Source organism: Paenibacillus riograndensis SBR5 (genome assembly GCF_000981585.1).
Taxonomy (GTDB): domain Bacteria; phylum Bacillota; class Bacilli; order Paenibacillales; family Paenibacillaceae; genus Paenibacillus_AQ; species Paenibacillus_AQ riograndensis.
In genome coordinates, this window is sequence record NZ_LN831776.1 from 5,809,290 (window position 1) to 5,826,415 (window position 17,126).

The 17,126-nt window shown below is 50.0% G+C and carries 14 protein-coding genes; 9 read left to right on the forward strand and 5 right to left on the reverse strand.

All coding sequences use genetic code 11. The features are described 5' to 3' along the window. Positions 1 to 379 precede the first annotated feature (379 nt). The 5 genes from PRIO_RS34080 to PRIO_RS24705 all read left to right on the forward strand — a co-directional run bounded on the left by PRIO_RS34080 (position 380) and on the right by PRIO_RS24705 (position 7,569). The gene (locus tag PRIO_RS34080; RefSeq protein WP_020428061.1) at positions 380 to 2,830 is read left to right on the forward strand and encodes a basic secretory protein-like protein; all 2,451 of its coding nucleotides are present in this window, start codon (positions 380 to 382) and stop codon (positions 2,828 to 2,830) included. A gap of 378 nt (positions 2,831 to 3,208) precedes the next feature. Then, a complete protein-coding gene (locus PRIO_RS36990) occupies positions 3,209 to 3,460 on the forward strand; it encodes a helix-turn-helix domain-containing protein (protein WP_020428062.1) in 252 nt (83 codons plus the stop codon). A 421-nt stretch (positions 3,461 to 3,881) separates the two neighbouring features. Then, positions 3,882 to 4,796 (forward strand): ABC transporter permease subunit, encoded by a 915-nt coding sequence (locus PRIO_RS24695; RefSeq protein ID WP_020428063.1) that lies wholly within the window; start codon positions 3,882 to 3,884, stop codon positions 4,794 to 4,796. Continuing rightward, positions 4,793 to 5,761 (forward strand): carbohydrate ABC transporter permease, encoded by a 969-nt coding sequence (locus PRIO_RS24700; RefSeq protein ID WP_020428064.1) that lies wholly within the window; start codon positions 4,793 to 4,795, stop codon positions 5,759 to 5,761. Before PRIO_RS24695 ends, PRIO_RS24700 begins: the two co-directional genes overlap by 4 nt. Positions 5,762 to 5,802: 41 nt before the next feature. Further along, positions 5,803 to 7,569 carry a type 2 periplasmic-binding domain-containing protein gene (locus PRIO_RS24705; RefSeq protein WP_052741517.1) on the forward strand — a complete coding sequence of 589 codons (1,767 nt, stop codon included), beginning with the start codon at positions 5,803 to 5,805 and terminating at the stop codon, positions 7,567 to 7,569. Positions 7,570 to 7,692: 123 nt separating this feature from the next. Here PRIO_RS24705 and PRIO_RS24710 read toward each other — a convergent pair whose 3' ends face one another. From PRIO_RS24710 to PRIO_RS24720, 3 genes are all read right to left on the reverse strand, one after another. Next, positions 7,693 to 8,520, reverse strand: a complete 828-nt coding sequence (locus PRIO_RS24710) for an alpha/beta hydrolase (RefSeq protein WP_231869748.1) — start codon at positions 8,518 to 8,520, stop codon at positions 7,693 to 7,695. A gap of 121 nt (positions 8,521 to 8,641) precedes the next feature. Continuing rightward, positions 8,642 to 9,628: a glycoside hydrolase family 43 protein gene (locus PRIO_RS24715; RefSeq protein ID WP_020428066.1), complete on the reverse strand. Its 987-nt coding sequence runs from the start codon at positions 9,626 to 9,628 to the stop codon at positions 8,642 to 8,644. A 29-nt stretch (positions 9,629 to 9,657) separates the two neighbouring features. Continuing rightward, positions 9,658 to 11,472: a family 43 glycosylhydrolase gene (locus PRIO_RS24720; RefSeq protein WP_039787799.1), complete on the reverse strand. Its 1,815-nt coding sequence runs from the start codon at positions 11,470 to 11,472 to the stop codon at positions 9,658 to 9,660. A gap of 182 nt (positions 11,473 to 11,654) precedes the next feature. Here PRIO_RS24720 and PRIO_RS24725 point away from each other — a divergent pair, with 182 nt between their 5' ends. The 4 genes from PRIO_RS24725 (at position 11,655) to PRIO_RS35705 (ending at position 14,168) form a co-directional block, all read left to right on the forward strand. Further along, a complete protein-coding gene (locus tag PRIO_RS24725; protein ID WP_020428068.1) occupies positions 11,655 to 12,425 on the forward strand; it encodes a helix-turn-helix transcriptional regulator in 771 nt (256 codons plus the stop codon). Between the two features lie 211 nt (positions 12,426 to 12,636). Then, the gene (locus PRIO_RS36995) at positions 12,637 to 12,852 is read left to right on the forward strand and encodes an AraC family ligand binding domain-containing protein (protein ID WP_231869970.1); all 216 of its coding nucleotides are present in this window, start codon (positions 12,637 to 12,639) and stop codon (positions 12,850 to 12,852) included. Between the two features lie 78 nt (positions 12,853 to 12,930). Further along, the gene (locus PRIO_RS37000) at positions 12,931 to 13,125 is read left to right on the forward strand and encodes a helix-turn-helix domain-containing protein (protein ID WP_231869971.1); all 195 of its coding nucleotides are present in this window, start codon (positions 12,931 to 12,933) and stop codon (positions 13,123 to 13,125) included. A gap of 53 nt (positions 13,126 to 13,178) precedes the next feature. Continuing rightward, positions 13,179 to 14,168 carry a hypothetical protein gene (locus PRIO_RS35705; protein WP_144412130.1) on the forward strand — a complete coding sequence of 330 codons (990 nt, stop codon included), beginning with the start codon at positions 13,179 to 13,181 and terminating at the stop codon, positions 14,166 to 14,168. On the opposite strand, the gene PRIO_RS24735 is transcribed toward PRIO_RS35705, so the two are convergent. Next, positions 14,147 to 14,827 carry a hypothetical protein gene (locus PRIO_RS24735; protein ID WP_039786247.1) on the reverse strand — a complete coding sequence of 227 codons (681 nt, stop codon included), beginning with the start codon at positions 14,825 to 14,827 and terminating at the stop codon, positions 14,147 to 14,149. The genes PRIO_RS35705 and PRIO_RS24735 overlap by 22 nt on opposite strands. A 1,177-nt stretch (positions 14,828 to 16,004) precedes the next feature. Further along, on the reverse strand, positions 16,005 to 17,087 hold the full coding sequence (locus PRIO_RS24745) for an endo-1,4-beta-xylanase (RefSeq protein WP_020427919.1): 1,083 nt from the start codon (positions 17,085 to 17,087) through the stop codon (positions 16,005 to 16,007). Positions 17,088 to 17,126 lie beyond the last annotated feature (39 nt).

The following is a 17,126-nucleotide window of genomic DNA, read 5'->3' on the forward strand; positions in this document are numbered from 1 at the left end:
TAAGTTTTTTGCATCTATACGAGCATGTCAAGTAGTTGAATATGCGAAATTATCCATAAAATGCACATGGTGAGAGCATAAGCTTACGTCTATTCCAATCATCATTGGTGACATAGAATCACCACCCGTTGTTTAGAGAATCAAGCAAAACCCGGACCTGGGTGCCCGTGGAAACCACCGACTTCAGCCTCGTCATTAGCACTCATCTGCAAGCGTCCGACAATTGATGGGATGCTACTTCCCGGAACGTATGCGGCGGCGCAACCAAAGGTTAGAACATGAGTGATGGAAATTCAATCCGTTCCTGTTTAGCTGCCCGGATCAGCTGGAAAAAGAACGAAAAGATCTTACAATTACGATATATACGAGGAGAGAGATTATGTTGAAAAAGCAAACCATACTGCTGTCCCTGTTTCTATTGACAATTGTTTTTTTCGCCAGCTTTTTTTCTATACCTGCTCGCGCTGCGGATACCTCCTATCCGCGTAACTTAGCTCCAATCGGCACTATCACTGTAAGCGATACGTCGAGTCCTGACGCGGAAACCAAAGAAAATGCGTCGGATCGAAATTATTTCTCAAAATGGCTGGTGTTTTCGCCAACAGCTTGGATTCAGTACGAATTCCCAGGCCAATCCACATATGCTCTGAATTCTTACAAGATTACATCTGCTAACGATCACCCCGAGCGGGATCCTCAAGGCTGGACATTGGAGGCTTCCAACGACGGCGTGATTTGGACCGCTGTTGACAGCCGGCAGAATGAGAACTTTTCCTACCGGTTTCAATCGAAATCCTATTCATTTAGCAACACGACTGCTTACAAGTATTACCGATTCAATTTCCAATGCCTAAGCGGGACTATTGTGCAGCTGTCGGAAATTGAGTTGTTCGACGGATCGCAGGAAACCTATGCAAAGCCGAATCCACTCATTTCAGCAAGTGGCGAAACCCTCCCTGATCATGGCAAAGCCAATGCTTTTGACGGTACCAGCAATTCAAATTGGCTGACTCCGCAAAGCAGCGGATGGCTTCAATTTGATTTCGGACAACAGATCGTCATCGACGGTTATGCGTTTAGCGCTGCAAACAGTGCTCCGGACAGCGACCCGAAAATATGGGATTTGAAAGCTTCTACCGACAATGTGAATTGGATTACGATCGACTCCAGAAACAGCGAAGATTTCCGTTATCGGCACCAGCGCAACCACTATGTGCTGCCGACGAATCAAAAGGCGTATCGTTATTACCGCTTTGAATTGTACAATCATTCCGGCGACACACTTCAAATCGGGGATGTTGCGTTCAGTCGTCCAGATGACGCATGGCATACTGTTGCGCCTATTATCGACATGCACAATTTGGATACGACCAACGGCTACTTATTTGATCAAGCCATTCCGGATCCGCAGAGCGATATCCTAGCCGTCATTCGTCAAGTTTGCAATACGCTATACGCAAGTCCGGCTGATGTACCGATTCGTCCGAGAACTCTGCATGTAACTATCGGTAATTATGATGGTGTAGCAAGTGTTAGCGGAGGTCCGACAGATGCGGATCTCACGATAAGCTCCCGCTATCTTAAAAGTTATGCAGATTCCGGGAAACCGCTCCGTCAGGAGATTCTAGGTATCTTATATCATGAACTCACACATGTGTACCAGTTCGATGATCGAGGTACGCCGGATATCGGCTATATGATCGAAGGGATGGCCGATGCGGTACGTTTTGAGAATGGCTACCATGACCGGTACAGCATGACACCGGGAGGCACCTGGCATGACGGCTACGGAACGAGCGGCAACTTTTTTCGCTGGATCGATGAGAAGAAGCATACCGGATTTCTGCGTGAGCTGAACGCGAGCTTAAATCCGTTTGACGGCCAAACCTGGACACCGGCTGTGTTCCAGCAAATTACCGGAACTGACGTAGACACCTTGTGGAACGAATATCAAGTTTCCCTGGATAAAAGTCAGCCGACGGCACCGGGTGATCTTACAGCCACAAACACTACGGATACCACCGTCACATTATCCTGGTCTGCATCAACGGACAATCTAGGGGTTGCCGGATATAATATCTATTCTAATGGCATCAAAATCAGTACTACACAGTCAACCAACTATAAGGTAAACGGACTTACAACCGGATCTTCATATACCTTTATGGTTAAAGCGGTGGATCATTCCGGAAATGAATCCTCAGCAAGCAACACGATAACCGTTATCGCCAAGGCCAGCAATACTGCTACAATTTATTACCGGAAAGGATTTGCTACCCCATACATTCATTATCAGCCTGATGGGGAAAAGTGGACGACCGCTCCAGGCGTAGCGATGGCGGATTCCGAGTACAACGGCTACAGTAAATCCACCATCACTTTGGGCAGCGCAACCGGGTTGACAGCTGCCTTTAATAACGGTTCAGGTATGTGGGATAACAACGGAGGCGCTAATTATAAGTTCTTGGCCGGCGTATCAACATTCATTAATGGTAAAATTACATCTGGCTTCCCGCATCCTGACGGTGTTACCATTGTAATCTCAGTTCCTGCTAACACACCGGCAAACGAGGATCTGTATCTCACTTCGAATCTTACGGGCTGGAATACCGCAGATGCCAATTATAAGCTGACTCGAAACGCTGACGGTACCTACAGCATCAAGTTGAACGTTGCCGCCGGTACGAATATTCAATACAAAATCACCAGAGGTTCCTGGGCAACGGTGGAAGTAAACAGCAACGGAAGCGATATCGCAAACCGTTCATTGACTACAACAGCTGGAGCTCCTACCGTTTCAATCAGCGTTCAGCGCTGGAAAGACAAATAAGCAAGTTGCAGCAGCAAAAATGTCCAAGATCAACTTGGGCCTTTTTGTCTTTATTCTTAGATTTGGCAGGTGCAATGAACATCGGTAAGAAACAAGATGTATTGTGTCAACTCCGCAAACGGTTTTCATGTTGTACAGAATCTTGTGTATTGAGCGAAACAGCCCTCTGAGGGAGATCGCTTCGTATATGGCGGATGCTCTGATTACGGATTTCAGTATACATTTGCATGCCAATTATACGTCCGATCTTCTCAAGATGATCCGCCAGGAGAGCATTTCACTGGTTCTCCTTAACATTAGAGGCGCCCATTTGCCTGGTATGAGGATCTGCGAGCAAATCCGCAGCGAAAGTTCAGTGCCGATTATTCAAAGGATCCTGTGGACCCGGAAGAACTGGCTACAAGCCTGGAAACCGTTAAATGGAAGCTTGAATCCCCCAATAGCCCCTATATTCCTGCACATACCGCCAGGCTGCTGCGGCGCATGGAGAAGGCGAAGCTGCTGCTGGAAACCACCGAAATGAAAATCTATGAGATTGCGGACGCCGTCGGTTATATGGAATTAGACTGGTTCTACAAAAAATTCAAAGAATACACGGGAACGAGCGCCAACGAATACCGCAAGCAATGATTCATCACGGCCTGAACCGGAAAGCCGCTTCCATCGGCTGGTATGAATATTAAGGATCACCACACGGCTGCATGGCGTTTACTGGACAATGCAGCCGTGCAAAATCACATCAATAATTTGTAATTATTCAAAATATTTGAAAAAATAGAGGGTAACTGTTACCTCATCGGGATTTCATCTAATAATAGATCAATAACTGGTGAGGATCGGTCATTGTTTGAATACAGACGATAATTTATTATAGTTGCATAGATATGAAAGCGCTAACATTCGAGGGAGATAGGGGAAATAATGTTCGGCAAAGCCCATCGGGCAAGTTGAAAATTGTTTTTCTATTGGAAGGAGGATGGCATACCGGACAGTATGTTTAAGGGTATAGCAGCTCTGCGAAAGCTTCAATTATACAAAGGGGAGTGAAACGATGCGCAGCTACAGCATGAAAACCAACTCGATCCGAAAATTTCTTTATATTTCGCCCTTTATGGTTTTACTTGCTGTCTTTGCATACTATCCGCTCTATGGATGGGTGTATGCCTTCTTCGACTATATGCCGCCGATTCCGCTGTCACAAGCGCCATTTGTCGGTCTCAAATGGTTCCGTTCCCTGGTAGAAAACCAGGTGAAGGTCGACCAGCTGCTTCAAGTCATCAAAAACACGTTCGGCATGAGCGGGCTGAGTATCCTTTTCTCTTGGCTGCCCATGATTTTTGCGATCTTCCTGACAGAGATCAAAGCGGTGCGTTTCCGCAAATTTATCCAGACCGTAACCACCCTTCCAAACTTTATCAGTTGGGTACTCGTCTATTCCCTGGCATTTTCCATGTTCTCCAGTGAAGGTGTCGTCAACGGCTTTTTGAGCCAGTTAGGTCTTACCGACTCTCCTGTACTCTTTCTTCAGAACTCGGACCATGTCTGGATTACGATGTGGATATGGGCCACCTGGAAAACATTAGGCTGGTCGGCTATTCTCTATATCGCGGCGATTATGAGCATCGATGAATCCCTATATGAAGCGGCTTATGTAGACGGTGCGACTAGAATGCAGGTCATCCGGCATGTGGTTTTGCCAAGCATGCTGCCGACTTATTTTGTGCTGCTGATGCTCCAGATTGCCAGCTTCCTGAACAACGGATTGGAGCAGTATTTTGTTTTCCAGAATGCATTCAACAAAGACACCATACAGGTATTGGATTTATATGTATACAACCTCGCCATGGGCGGCGGCAGCTATTCCGTTTCCGTAGCGATCAGTATGCTGAAAAGCCTGATTAGCGTTGTGCTTCTCTTTTCCGTAAACGGGCTGTCTAAAATGTTAAGAGGAGAGGGCATCGTATGAGTGACAACCTGACAGGACTGACGCCGAATGCTGCAGATCATAACAGCCGCTACTCTAAAAAAATTAAAATGCAGGTCAGTGCAACCGACAAAATGATTTCTGTTACGATTTATATCGTGTTTTCGCTCTTTGCATTTATCTGCGTATATCCGTTTTACTCGATTATTATCAATACGATCAGCGCCAATGATCTCAGCGCCAAAGGCGAAATTGTGTTTTGGCCGAAGGGGATTCATTTCCAGAATTATGTGGATGTATTTAAAATACCGGGACTGTGGAATGCGTTTGTCATTTCTATAGGGAGAACGGTAATAGGCACCATTTTGACGGTCGGGGCCTCTGCCTTTCTAGGCTTCATGTTTGCCCAGGAGGATATGTGGGGGAAAAAATTCTGGTACAGGTTTACCATTATTACGATGTTTTTTAATGCCGGCATTATCCCCTGGTATCTGACCATGAGATCCCTGCACCTGACCAACAATTTCCTGGCATACATCCTGCCGTCTATCGTAGCTCCATTTTTCATCATTCTTGTAAAGACGTTTGTAGAATCCACGCCGAAGGAACTGCAGCAGGCCGCCAGCATTGACGGCGCCGGAACTTTCACTATCTTTTACAAGGTGATCCTGCCCATCAGCAAACCGATATTGGCTACAGTCGCCATATTCTCGGCAGTGAACCAGTGGAACTCCTTTCAGGATACGCTGCTGTTGGTTACGGACAGCAAATTGTATAGCTTGCAGTTTATTCTGTATAACTACATCAATCAGGCCAGCTCCTTGTCCACCATGGTCAATCTGCAAAATGCCGGATCAACCGCCATTGCCAGTCTGTCCACCAAGCAGACCACTACATCCATTCGTATGACCGTTACCATCATCGTTGTCGCACCCATTTTGCTGGTTTATCCGATTTTCCAAAGATTCTTTGTAAAAGGAATTATAATCGGTGCAGTCAAAGGTTAATTTGCACTATTATAATACATTAATCATATGGGGGGCTGTAAATGAATACACATCATAAGCTGGCAAAAAAATCCCTGCTGCTCTTTGGCACCACGCTTCTTCTGGGAGCGACGGCACTCAGCGGATGCAGCGGCAATTCCAACAATGCGGCAGGGACAGCAGCTGAGTCAGCCGATCCGGGTGCAGGCATCGATCATAGCAAACCGCTGACCATTACCGTGTTCGACAACGCGGCAAATTACCAGGGCGAGCAGACCGGATGGTACGGAAAGCTGATTAAGGATAAGTTCAACATCACCATAAACATTCTGTCTCCGCAGGTTGCCGGCGATCAGCTATACAAGACAAGGTCGGCATCGGGAGATTTAGGAGACCTGCTCATCATTGAGAACAGCCAGTTGGAGGAATTGATTCCGGCGGGTATGATTATGGATCTCACGGACAAAATCAAGAATACGAAATACCTGTCCCAATATGTAGACAATCACTTTAAGCCTTTCAATGCTGCATTCGGGAGCCTTAATCCGGATGGCAAGATTTATGCGCTGCCGACTTTTACATCGGACACTTCTCCGACAACCTTCTCGGAAGAACTCCCTTATTCCAGCCCGATTATGCCTTGGGACTATTACAAGGGGATTGGCTCTCCCAAGCTGAACAATCTTAAGGATCTGATGAATGCCCTGAAGCAGATGCAGGAGAAATATCCCAAGACACCGGACGGCAAACCTATTGTTCCGATTACCCTGTGGAAGGACTGGGACAACGGAAGTATGGAGAACGTTCGTTGGTTAAGCAACTGGTACGGTTATGAGCAGCCGAACGGAACCTCAACCATTCAGTTGAATGCAAAGGGCGATATCGTTCCGCTCGTTGACGACAACAGTATGTATAAGAAAATCCTCCAATTCTATTATGACGCCAACAAAATGGGTCTGGTTGACCCTGACTCGCCATCCCAGGATTGGAACAAGGTCTCTGAAAAGCTGACCAACAAACAGGTTCTTCTCTTATGGTATTCCTGGCAAAGAGGTTTCTATAATACCATTGAAAGAGGCAATCAAGGCGACGGCAATGTAGCCATTCCAATCGCCGACACCCATATTATCCAGAATAGTGATGCCTACTTCGGCAACGGAAGGGTGTTTGCTATCGGTTCAAAAGCGAAAAGTCCGGAAAGAATCATGGAATTCATGGATTGGATGTCCTCTCCTGAAGGTCTGCGCTACTACACCAATGGATTCGAAGGCTTCAACTATGAAAAGACTCCCGACGGCAAGTTTAAGCTGACTGAAGTAGGGCAAACCGCCTTCCAGGAGAATACTCCAGTTCCTGAAGAGTACGGTGGCGGTGGCTATCAAGACGGGCAGAGCAAGCTCAACACGATGATTATGAGTGACTTTGTAATAGACCCGGAAACGAAGGAATTCTACAACAGCACTTATTGGAGTTCAACCATAGAAGCGAACAAAACAGTGCTGACTACGGAGTGGCAGAAAGCGTATAACGCAACCACCCCGACAGAATACTATCAGAAAAACAATATGATCGATATCGTGCCCAATATCAATACAAGTCTCGGGTCGGATTCGTCGGATATCAAGAATAAACGCAGCCAGATCTCGGATTATGTCAAGAACACTTCCTGGAAGATGATCTTCGCCAAGGATCAGGCCGAGTTCGATCAGCTCTGGACCAAGTTGAAGAGCGATGTAGTCGGTCTCGGTTGGAATGATGTCCTTGCCGTGGATACAGAAAGAGCTCAAAAAATCGTTAAGCTGCGTGCTGATGCAGTCGCCAATAAATAATACCGCCGCTGTAAAAGGCGCATGCAGATATCCTGCTCTAATCAAAGATAAGGGGTTGACTCAATGCCATGAAATGGCCTGGGTCAGCCCCATTATTTTTATAGCAAGATATACGTTGTACGATTACCGTGGACGCTCTGCGGATGGACGGTTGTTAGGGCTGCTAAAAAATAAGCCTGGAGAACTGATACAGGCCGTTCTTCCAGACCGGCCAATCGTGATCGCCGTTTTCCTCCACCCAGATATGCGGAACGGAATGCTGAGACAAATAGGCATGGGTCCGGTCGCTGACATGTTTGAGGCTGTCCAGATCACCGCACGACAGCCAGAGCAGGCTGAGCATTTCTGCGGTCTCTGCGGTTCCGGCACCAGCAGCTCCGGCAGCTTAGTATTGGGCGCCGGGGAGAAGGCCCCGATCCAGGCAAACCGGTCCAGGTTATTCAGACCGATATTCAGGGATTGCCCTCCGCCCATCGATAACCCGGCAAGGGCGCGGTGCGTCCGGTCTGTCAGGACGGGATAATTCGCTTCAATATAAGGGATGAGATCATGGAGCAAATCCGCTTCAAAGGTTGTGAACGCCTGCACCTTGTCGGGCGCAAATATATCTCCTTCCGCCCGGTCATTCAGCATCGCCCGGCCGTTGGGAAGAACGACAATCATGGGCTTCAGCATTTCATCGGCATACAGGTTGTCCAGAATGATCTGGGGCTGCCCGTGATTGTACCATTCTGTCTCATCTCCGCCAATCCCATGCAGCAGATACAAGACGCTGTATTCCTGCCCGGCGGAGTAACCGGGCGGCGTATAGACCATTGCCTTCCGGGTGTTGCCTACCGTTGATGAGGGATATTCTATAGTCCCAATCATTCCCCGGGCAATATTCTCCCTCTCCTTGTCATACCCGGCCGGAGCTGTCTGCATCTTATAATTCGGATTGCTGTCATTCATTCCCGCTCATTCCTCTCCTGTTTATGAAGGAACCCCCGGCCTGTGTGAGCGCCAAGGGTTCAATTGCTATTTAATGTAGTCCCGGTTTGCATGGTTCAAGCCAAGGAAGCGCTCCCTCTGCTTAATTGGACGGATAGGGATTGATGGGCTGAATAGTGCCGTCCGGGTTATACTTCAGCTCTGTATATTTGACGCACCGCTTGTGGTTGACGCCGTCAGACAGCGAGCAGTCATGATAGAACAGATACCATTTCTCTTCAAACTGTACAATGGAGTGATGCGTGGTCCAGCCGATCACAGGCGACAGAATTTCTCCCTTGAAGGTGAACGGGCCCATAGGCTGCTCACTGACGGCATATACCAGCGTATGTGTTGTGCCTGTTGAGTACGACAGATAGTACAGCCCGTTATATTTATGGACCCATGGCCCTTCAAAATATCTCCGGTCCTCGTCGCCGGCAAGAATTGGTTTTCCTTCCGCGTCCACAATGGAAATTTCCAACGGCTGCCCCGCAAATGAGAGCATATCTTCGCTCAGCACCGCCACACGCGGCCCGATCGCCGGCTGGTCCAAGGCAGGCCCCTCTTGTCCGGGATTGAATTCCCCGGTCTGCCACTTCTCCAGCTGCCCTCCCCAAAGACCGCCAAAATACATATAGGCCCGGTTGTCTTCATCGACAAAGACGGCAGGGTCTATGCTGTAGCTCCCCGGAATATAATCAGGCTGTGCCTGAAACGGACCTGCCGGAGAAGGAGAAGTCGCTACGCCAATACGGAAAATGCCCTCCTTATCACGGGCCGGAAAAAATAAATAGAAGGTATTGTTCTTGTAAGCCGCATCCGGCGCCCACAACTGCTGCGAGGCCCAGGGAATGTCTCTCAGATGAAGCGCCTCCCCATGATCTACCACCGGCGAAGCCAGGTTATCCATCGATAAAATATGATAGTCTTCCATAGCATATTGATCCCCGTTGTCATTGCTCGGTCCGTCATGATCCAGATCATGGGAAGGATAGATATAAATTTTGCCTTCAAACACATGTGCAGACGGGTCTGCGGTATAGATATGGGTGACGAGCGGTTGATTAGGTTTTGGAATTGAATTCATGTTGCCTCTCCTTTTTGTTATCGCATAATTTAGCCTACGGTCACTTCGATGGATACCTTCTTCAGCTCCCGGTTCAGATCCTTATCCTCTGTCAGATCCAGGACCGGATTACCGTCAATGTCAAAATGCACGCGGCGCAGGCCGGAGCTTCTCGGTCCGTCAATGCCCGGTCTTGCGTGGTAGGCGTTCCAAATGACTCCATCCTCGTCTGTCACGTAAGAATTGTGGCCCGGCCCATATTCCCCCGGCACGCTTCTGGAGGTCAGCAGCGGATAATTCCCTTTGGTCCAGCTGCGGATATCGAGCAAATCCGCCCCTTTGCCGGCTGTCAGCAGACCCACAACATAGGTTGCATCCACCGCTGCGCTGGCAAAGGTCAAAAATAATTTATCATCGGTGTAGAGGGCGAACGGCCCTTCATCCACAAAGGTATGATTATTAGCCCAGCCATAATCGGGTCTGGTCAGAAGCACCGGATCACTGGTCAGCTTCCACGGCTCCTGCGGGTCGATTGTGGCGATATAGATCCAGGCTCCAAGATCGACAGGCACGAACTGGCGCTCCGACCATGCGGCGTAATACTGTCCGTTCCACTGAATGACGGTCATATCGAGGGAAATGGTTTTGCCGGCTTCACACAAATATGTTCCGTCTTTCTTCACTACACGCCGGGGCATCGACCAATCTGCAGCACACATTGGATTTCCGCCTGCCTGCAGCTTCATGACCTGCGACTCTTCATACAGAAATTCCCCCGGGGTTGCCGCATGAAAGATATACAGTTCATCCTCAATGATATGAAATTCCGGCGCCCACAGCAGTCCGCCGATCTGCTCATAGGTATTTGAATCCAGAATCAAGGCTTCCTCGGCATCCACCAGACCGGGGATGGTGTCGGCTTCCCGCATATATAATGTATGGTTTTGGTCCGCATCGTTGGTGGCAATGAAATAATACTTCCCTTTCCATTTCGCAATGCAAGGGTCCGCACGGTCGAAAGCAACCGGAAACGGGTAATGATCCTGATGGACTTCACCGGTAATGCTGTAGGTTCCCGCCTGATTCCAATTGATTTCGTCCGTATTCCAATCCACCCTTTTCAGCGCTTGGGTGCCGTCGCTGTACAGAGCAGTGGCCCGGATGGCTGTAACATCCTCTTCCGATGCCGCTGTCACCCGGTCCGGGACTTCAATCGCGATGTTGGTAGGAACTGTAAGCTTGCAGCAGAGCCTGCGGGCTATTTCCTTGGGTACCGGGATATAGTTGCGCGGCAGAATCCCCTCGATATCGGCAAGCACTGGTTCCAGAGTAAAAGGCCGGGCCGCTTCCGGTGCCGAGATCCCCTTCAAGCTCATAATATCGGCTATAAAATTCTGATAACCGTTCCCCAGCTCATCGGTCCAGCGGATCAGGTAGCCCTTCCGGCCGATATCGTATTCGCAGGAGACATCGCTTACATAGGTATCTGCCTTAAGCTCCAGCAATCCAACTTCGCTATACTGCAGCAAATCACCGGATGAGAACAGCAGTACTTCCCCCTTGCTCTCAGCATCGGCTTCGCCTTCTGCCTCCGTACGAACGGCGATCACCCCGAAGCTCCCTTCAGAGGTGCGGAACAGATACGGATTCTTTAAGCTTTTGGCCCGGAGTGTACCATCCTCGTTCTCCGTCGCCTTGGCAAATAGAACTCCTGAATTATGGTTCAATTCCTGAAATAGAAGCCCGTCATTGCTGTAAGCCAAATGCATGCTGTGCGCCAGCTTCGGAGCGTACACCATGTCCTCCTGCGGTAACCGGGTATAGCATAGGATATAATTCCGATCTTCGTTTCGTTGTGGTATCATGAAACCAATGACCTTCCTTCATATTGATAATTTCTAATAACCAGAACCCTGTATCTCAGAAATTGAATTCAGGAATTTTCCCAAACACCCTTATCTCACATATAAATTATAGAAAAATACTGAATTCCAAACAATGATATATCCTGTTCATTAATTGATGTATCCGAAGAAAGGGGAAGCCAATGCCCAAGATCCGCTACGTAGAATTTGACGCTGCTCATCCTGACGATTTTGTGTACAGTATACCCGATGGCCTGGATGCCTGGCTTCTGGTGCTCACACAGACCGCAGCGCTGTTTGAAGTTGCCGGGGAATTGAAGGAGTTTCCGGCCCACTCTGCGGTTCTATATCCGCCGAACCATGCCATCCATTACCGTGCCTGCTCCGCAAAGTATGTTAACGACTGGGTCCGTTTTGATGCGGACGAGTCCTATATTACAGAGTCCGCCTTGCCTACCGGTGTTCCTTTCTCGCTGCCGGACCCCGGTTATTGCCACCAATTGTTTCAGCTGCTGACGTTGGAGAACACTTTTCACAATGACTACCGGGAGCTTTCCATCGACTACTTGTTTAGAATCATATTTAATAAGCTTCACGAAGCGTCCCAGGACAAGCTGAGCCCGCAATATTATAAACTTCTGGAATTGCGCAAGGCTCTGTATAATAACCCGGGCCATCCCTGGACCGTTTCTTCGATGGCAGAATACCTGCACATAAGTGCAGGCTATCTGCAAACGATATACAAATCAACCTTCGGTATTTCCTGCATGGAGGATGTCATTCATTGCCGGATTCGGCTGGCCAAAGAAAAGCTTGTCTTCGGCCCGCACAAAATTGCCGAGCTTGCCTCACTCTGCGGTTATGCAAATGTGGAGCATTTCTGCAGGCAGTTCCGGCAGCATACCGGCTGCTCCCCCCGGGCCTACCGGGATAAGCATGCCTCCAGATTATAAAGAGACTGGGCGGGCAGGCCTATTTCCGCCTAATATAATGGAAATAATCGAAATCGGCGTAACCGCCGGACGATTGGGTCGCACAGGTGCTGATTATGAACTCTAGGGAATACGGACTCAGTGAGGGTCCAATGGTAAAAGGAAACGGGTACAGCCCCCCAATCTGCATAGATGGGGACCCGGCGTCCAGGATGTATATGCTCTGCATTATATCGTAAGCGGCAGGGGCTACTTGAAGACCGGCCAGGCGGTACACCCTGTGGAGGCGGGCGAGAGCTTTATGATTTTTCCGCAGATGGAGGTGTATTACTATCCTGATCCGCAGGACCCGTGGGCGTATTGCTGGATTGAGTTCCCTATATCGAGAGTAACTATTGGAAGTCTTCCTTATCGGTGTGCTGGATGTAGTGGAATATGTGACTATTGAGCGCAGTTACCTGTTCCGGCCCGGCTGTTCAAAAAAGAGACGGGCACCTCCATCTCCGGCTACCTGACCACCGTACGCATCCGGCAGGCCTGCGAGCTGCTGGCTGAATCCCGCTTATCTATCAAGTCCTTATCCTATTCAGTCGGCTACCACGACCCGCTGTACTTCTCGAAGATATTTAAGAAGGTCACTTCTTACACGCCGTCACAGTACAGGAAGGTGTATAGGAGGGGAAGGTGTCCCTTCCTGCGGCGAATGGGGGGTGGGGGGTGAGATTGGCGGGTGCCTTGGCGGGCGCGAGGATAACTTACCTGTGCGGGTGAGCGATGCTGGTGCGGGTGTTCGGTTTTTCTCATACATTTGGCCCTACCGCCTCGCGCCTGCCCAATGTGTTCGGTTTTTCGCATACATTTGGCCCGCACACCTCGCACCTGCCCAATGTGTTCGGTTTTTCACATACATTCGGCCCGCACACCTCGCGCCTGCCCATTGTGTTCGGTTTTTCGCATACATTTGGCCCGCACGCCCAGCGCTTGCGCATTGTGTTCGGTTTTTTGCATACATTCGGCCCGCACACCTCGCGCCTGCCCATTGTGTTCGGTTTTTCGCATACATTCGGCCCGCACACCTCGCGCCTGCCCATTGTGTTCGGTTTTTCGCATACATTCGGCCCGCACACCTCGCGCCTGCCCATTGTGTTCGGTTTTTCGCATACATTCGGCCCGCACACCTCGCGCCTGCCCATTGTGTTCGGTTTTTCGCATACATTCGGCCCGCCCACCTCCGCACTGCCCAATGTGTTCGGTTTTTCGCATACATTCGGCCCGCACACCTCGCACCTGCCCAATGTGTTCGGTTTTTCGCATACATTCGGCCCGCACACCTCGCACCTGCCCAATGTGTTCGGTTTTTCGTATACATTCAGCCCGCACACCTCGCGCCTGCCCATTGTGTTCGATTTTTCGCATATATTCGACCCACGCGCCCCCGCAACGTCCCAATGTGTTCGGTTTTTCGCATACATTCAGCCCGCACACCTCGCGCCTGCCCAATGTGTTCGGTTTTTCGCATACATTTGTCCCTACCGCCTCGCGCCTGCCCATTGTGTTCGGTTTTTCGCATACATTTGGCCCGCACACCTCGCGCCTGCCCAATGTGTTCGGTTTTTCGCATACATTTGTCCCTACCGCCTCGCGCCTGCCCAATGTGTTCGGTTTTTCGTATACATTTGGCCTACGTGCCTCGCGCCTGCCCATTGTGTTCGGTCTTTAGCATACACTCTGGGTCGTATTCTTCAGACCAAATCTGGGCTTTGAATGGTACCTATATACTCGTAGTATGTAACTCGTTGAGATTTTCCTCTGGTTACTGGGCGAAATTTCCCCTTATCCACTAACATGAGGCTGTATTTAATAACGGTCGTGGTATGTAATTCAAGCTCTCTCGCAGCATCACCGGGACGAAGAACGCGATAGTTACGGATAGCTAACCTCATCAAAGCTCGTTCAATTCGGGAATAGGATTTCTCTGTGCTTCTATTAGCAGTTCCTGCCAACAAATAAGGAGACAGAACGTTCCGCAGTGTGGAGAGGACAAAAGTCGGATTCTCTTTCATCTCATCCAGCGAGATATAGAGAACCGTGTAGTCCTGTGATTGCAGGAAGAGACCGCGATTCAGGTCCATCCGGTATTTGCTCCGGTCCGTGCCATGCGATCCGTAATCCATAATCTCAAATGCAATACGCGAGGAACCGGCCTTCCACAGTAAATCGATAAAATAGGATCTGCCGCGCCAGTCCTTAACTTCATATTCCGGATGGAGTCCGTGAAAATGTCCGGTAAGTGGCCACCACACACATTCAACGAATAAGCGGTTACCGTAGCTATGGCCCCGCTTAAGTGCATCGAGTCGCTCCCCCTTTCTACGTTTCAAATGATTGCTTAACCATTGGTCATGTTCTTCTGTAAATCCCACTTTAATTCCCCCGCTCTGCAATGAGATTAAACTCTAAACGCACAAAACCCCGCCTCCTTCTACAAGAGAAGGGAGCAGGGCATTCTTTGCCACGTTTATTATATCTATTACTAGTGTGCCACTTTTGGTCAGCGAACGCAAGATAAAGATCACAAGCTGCCTTACGGTCTGTATGCACAAGCACAATGTATTCGGTTTTTCGCATACATTTGGCCCGCCCACCTCCGCACTGCCCAATGTGTTCGGTTTTTCGCATACATTTGGCCCTACCGCCTCGCGCCTGCCCATTGTGTTCGGTTTTTCGCATACATTTGGCCCTACCGCCTCGCGCCTGCCCATTGTGTTCGGTTTTCTGCATACATTTGACCCTACCGCCTCGCGCCTGCCCATTGTGTTCGGTTTTTCGCATACATTTGTCCCTACCGCCTCGCGCCTGCCCATTGTGTTCGGTTTTTCGCATACATTTGGCCCGCACACCTCGCGCCTGCCTATTGTGTTCGGTTTTTCGCATACATTCGGCCCGCACACCTCGCGCCTGCCCATTGTGTTCGGTTTTTCGCATACATTCGGCCCGCACACCTCGCGCCTGCCCATTGTGTTCGGTTTTTCGCATACATTCGGCCCGCCCACCTCCGCACTGCCCAATGTGTTCGGTTTTTCGCATACATTCGGCCCGCACACCTCGCACCTGCCCAATGTGTTCGGTTTTTCGCATACATTCGGCCCGCACACCTCGCACCTGCCCAATGTGTTCGGTTTTTCGCATACATTCGGCCCGCACACCTCGCGCCTGCCCATTGTGTTCGGTTTTTCGCATACATTCGGCCCGCACACCTCGCGCCTGCCCATTGTGTTCGGTTTTTCGCATACATTCGGCCCGCCCACCTCCGCACTGCCCAATGTGTTCGGTTTTTCGCATACAATCGGCCCGCACGCCCACGCGCTTGCGCAATGTGTTCGGTTTTTCGCATACAATCGGCCCGCACACCTCGCGCCTGCCCATTGTGTTCGGTTTTTCGCATACATTTGGCCCGCCCACCTCCGCACTGCCCATCTCACCAAAAAAAGGCTGCTCCCAGCGCGTCTTACCGCACATGGGGAGCAGCCATATTCACTCATCAGAAACAGCCTTGTTCACACTTTGGCAACAGCCCTTATGCTGAAGGCCTGCTTCAGCTTACTCGGCCGCAACGGGTTCCAGCACCGGCTGGAGATCCGGTTGAAGGTCTGGTTGGACCACACTGTCCGGTTGGATCACACTGTCCGTGAGATCCTGGGCATCAGTGGTTTCCATCAGGGCTGACGAGCCGCCCAGGTATTGCTTCAGCCATTTCAGGGCAGGGCGCTCTGTGCCGTTGGAATTCACCAGATGGGTGCCCGCTGCCCAGGTCTGATTCTGGATGTAGCCCCAGAGGGTGACCCCTTTGACCGAAGGATGGTTCCAGAGCACAGGGAATTTCGCTTGGTATCTGGCAAGCTGGGTATTGTCATCTCCGGTAATATCCAGCTCGGAGACATAGATAGGCAGGCCTGTAGCAGCAAGCTTATTCAGCACGGTATTCATGGTAGAGACGCTGACGTTATCCATATTAAAGTAGTGGCACTGAATGCCGATCCCGTCAATCAGTCCTCTGGACTTCAGGTGATTAATAATGGTTACATACTTATCGGCCGCGCTGGGGTCACCGATAATGCCATATTCATTGATGAGCAGCTTGGAATTCGGGAACGCCGCCCGGGCTTGCTGGAAGGACCAGATGACCCAATCCCAGCCGGTGCTTCCGTCACCGCCGATGGCATTGCGGTACGAAGGCTTGGCATGCAGCGGTTCATTGACGACATCCACGAAGGCTGACTTTGCCGAATAACGCTGGCCTGCCTGAGTAATGAATGAGCTGATCTCCGCCTTCTGCTCCGCTGCCGACAAGCCCGCGACCCAGTTAGGCTCCTGGCTTCCCCAGACCAGGGTATGGAACTTGAACGGGATGTTCTTGCTAATCGCATAGTTATAGATCATGTCCGCATTGCCCCAGTTCATCTGGTTGCGGTTGCCTTCAATCGCTCCCCATTTGGTGCCGTTCTCAGGGGTGACCTGATTCCAATAGGTGGTGAAGTTGCCGGGAGCACTGCCTGCAATGATATTCCCCAGGAACTTCGATCCATTGGTAATCGCTGCGCTGGCATTGCCTGCCATCACAGAGGTGAGCAGGACACTCGCTAAGGCGAGCCCGCCCACAACCTTTTTAATTGTGTTCTTCAACGAAATACATCTCCTTCTTCTTATTAGACTTGAGCGCGC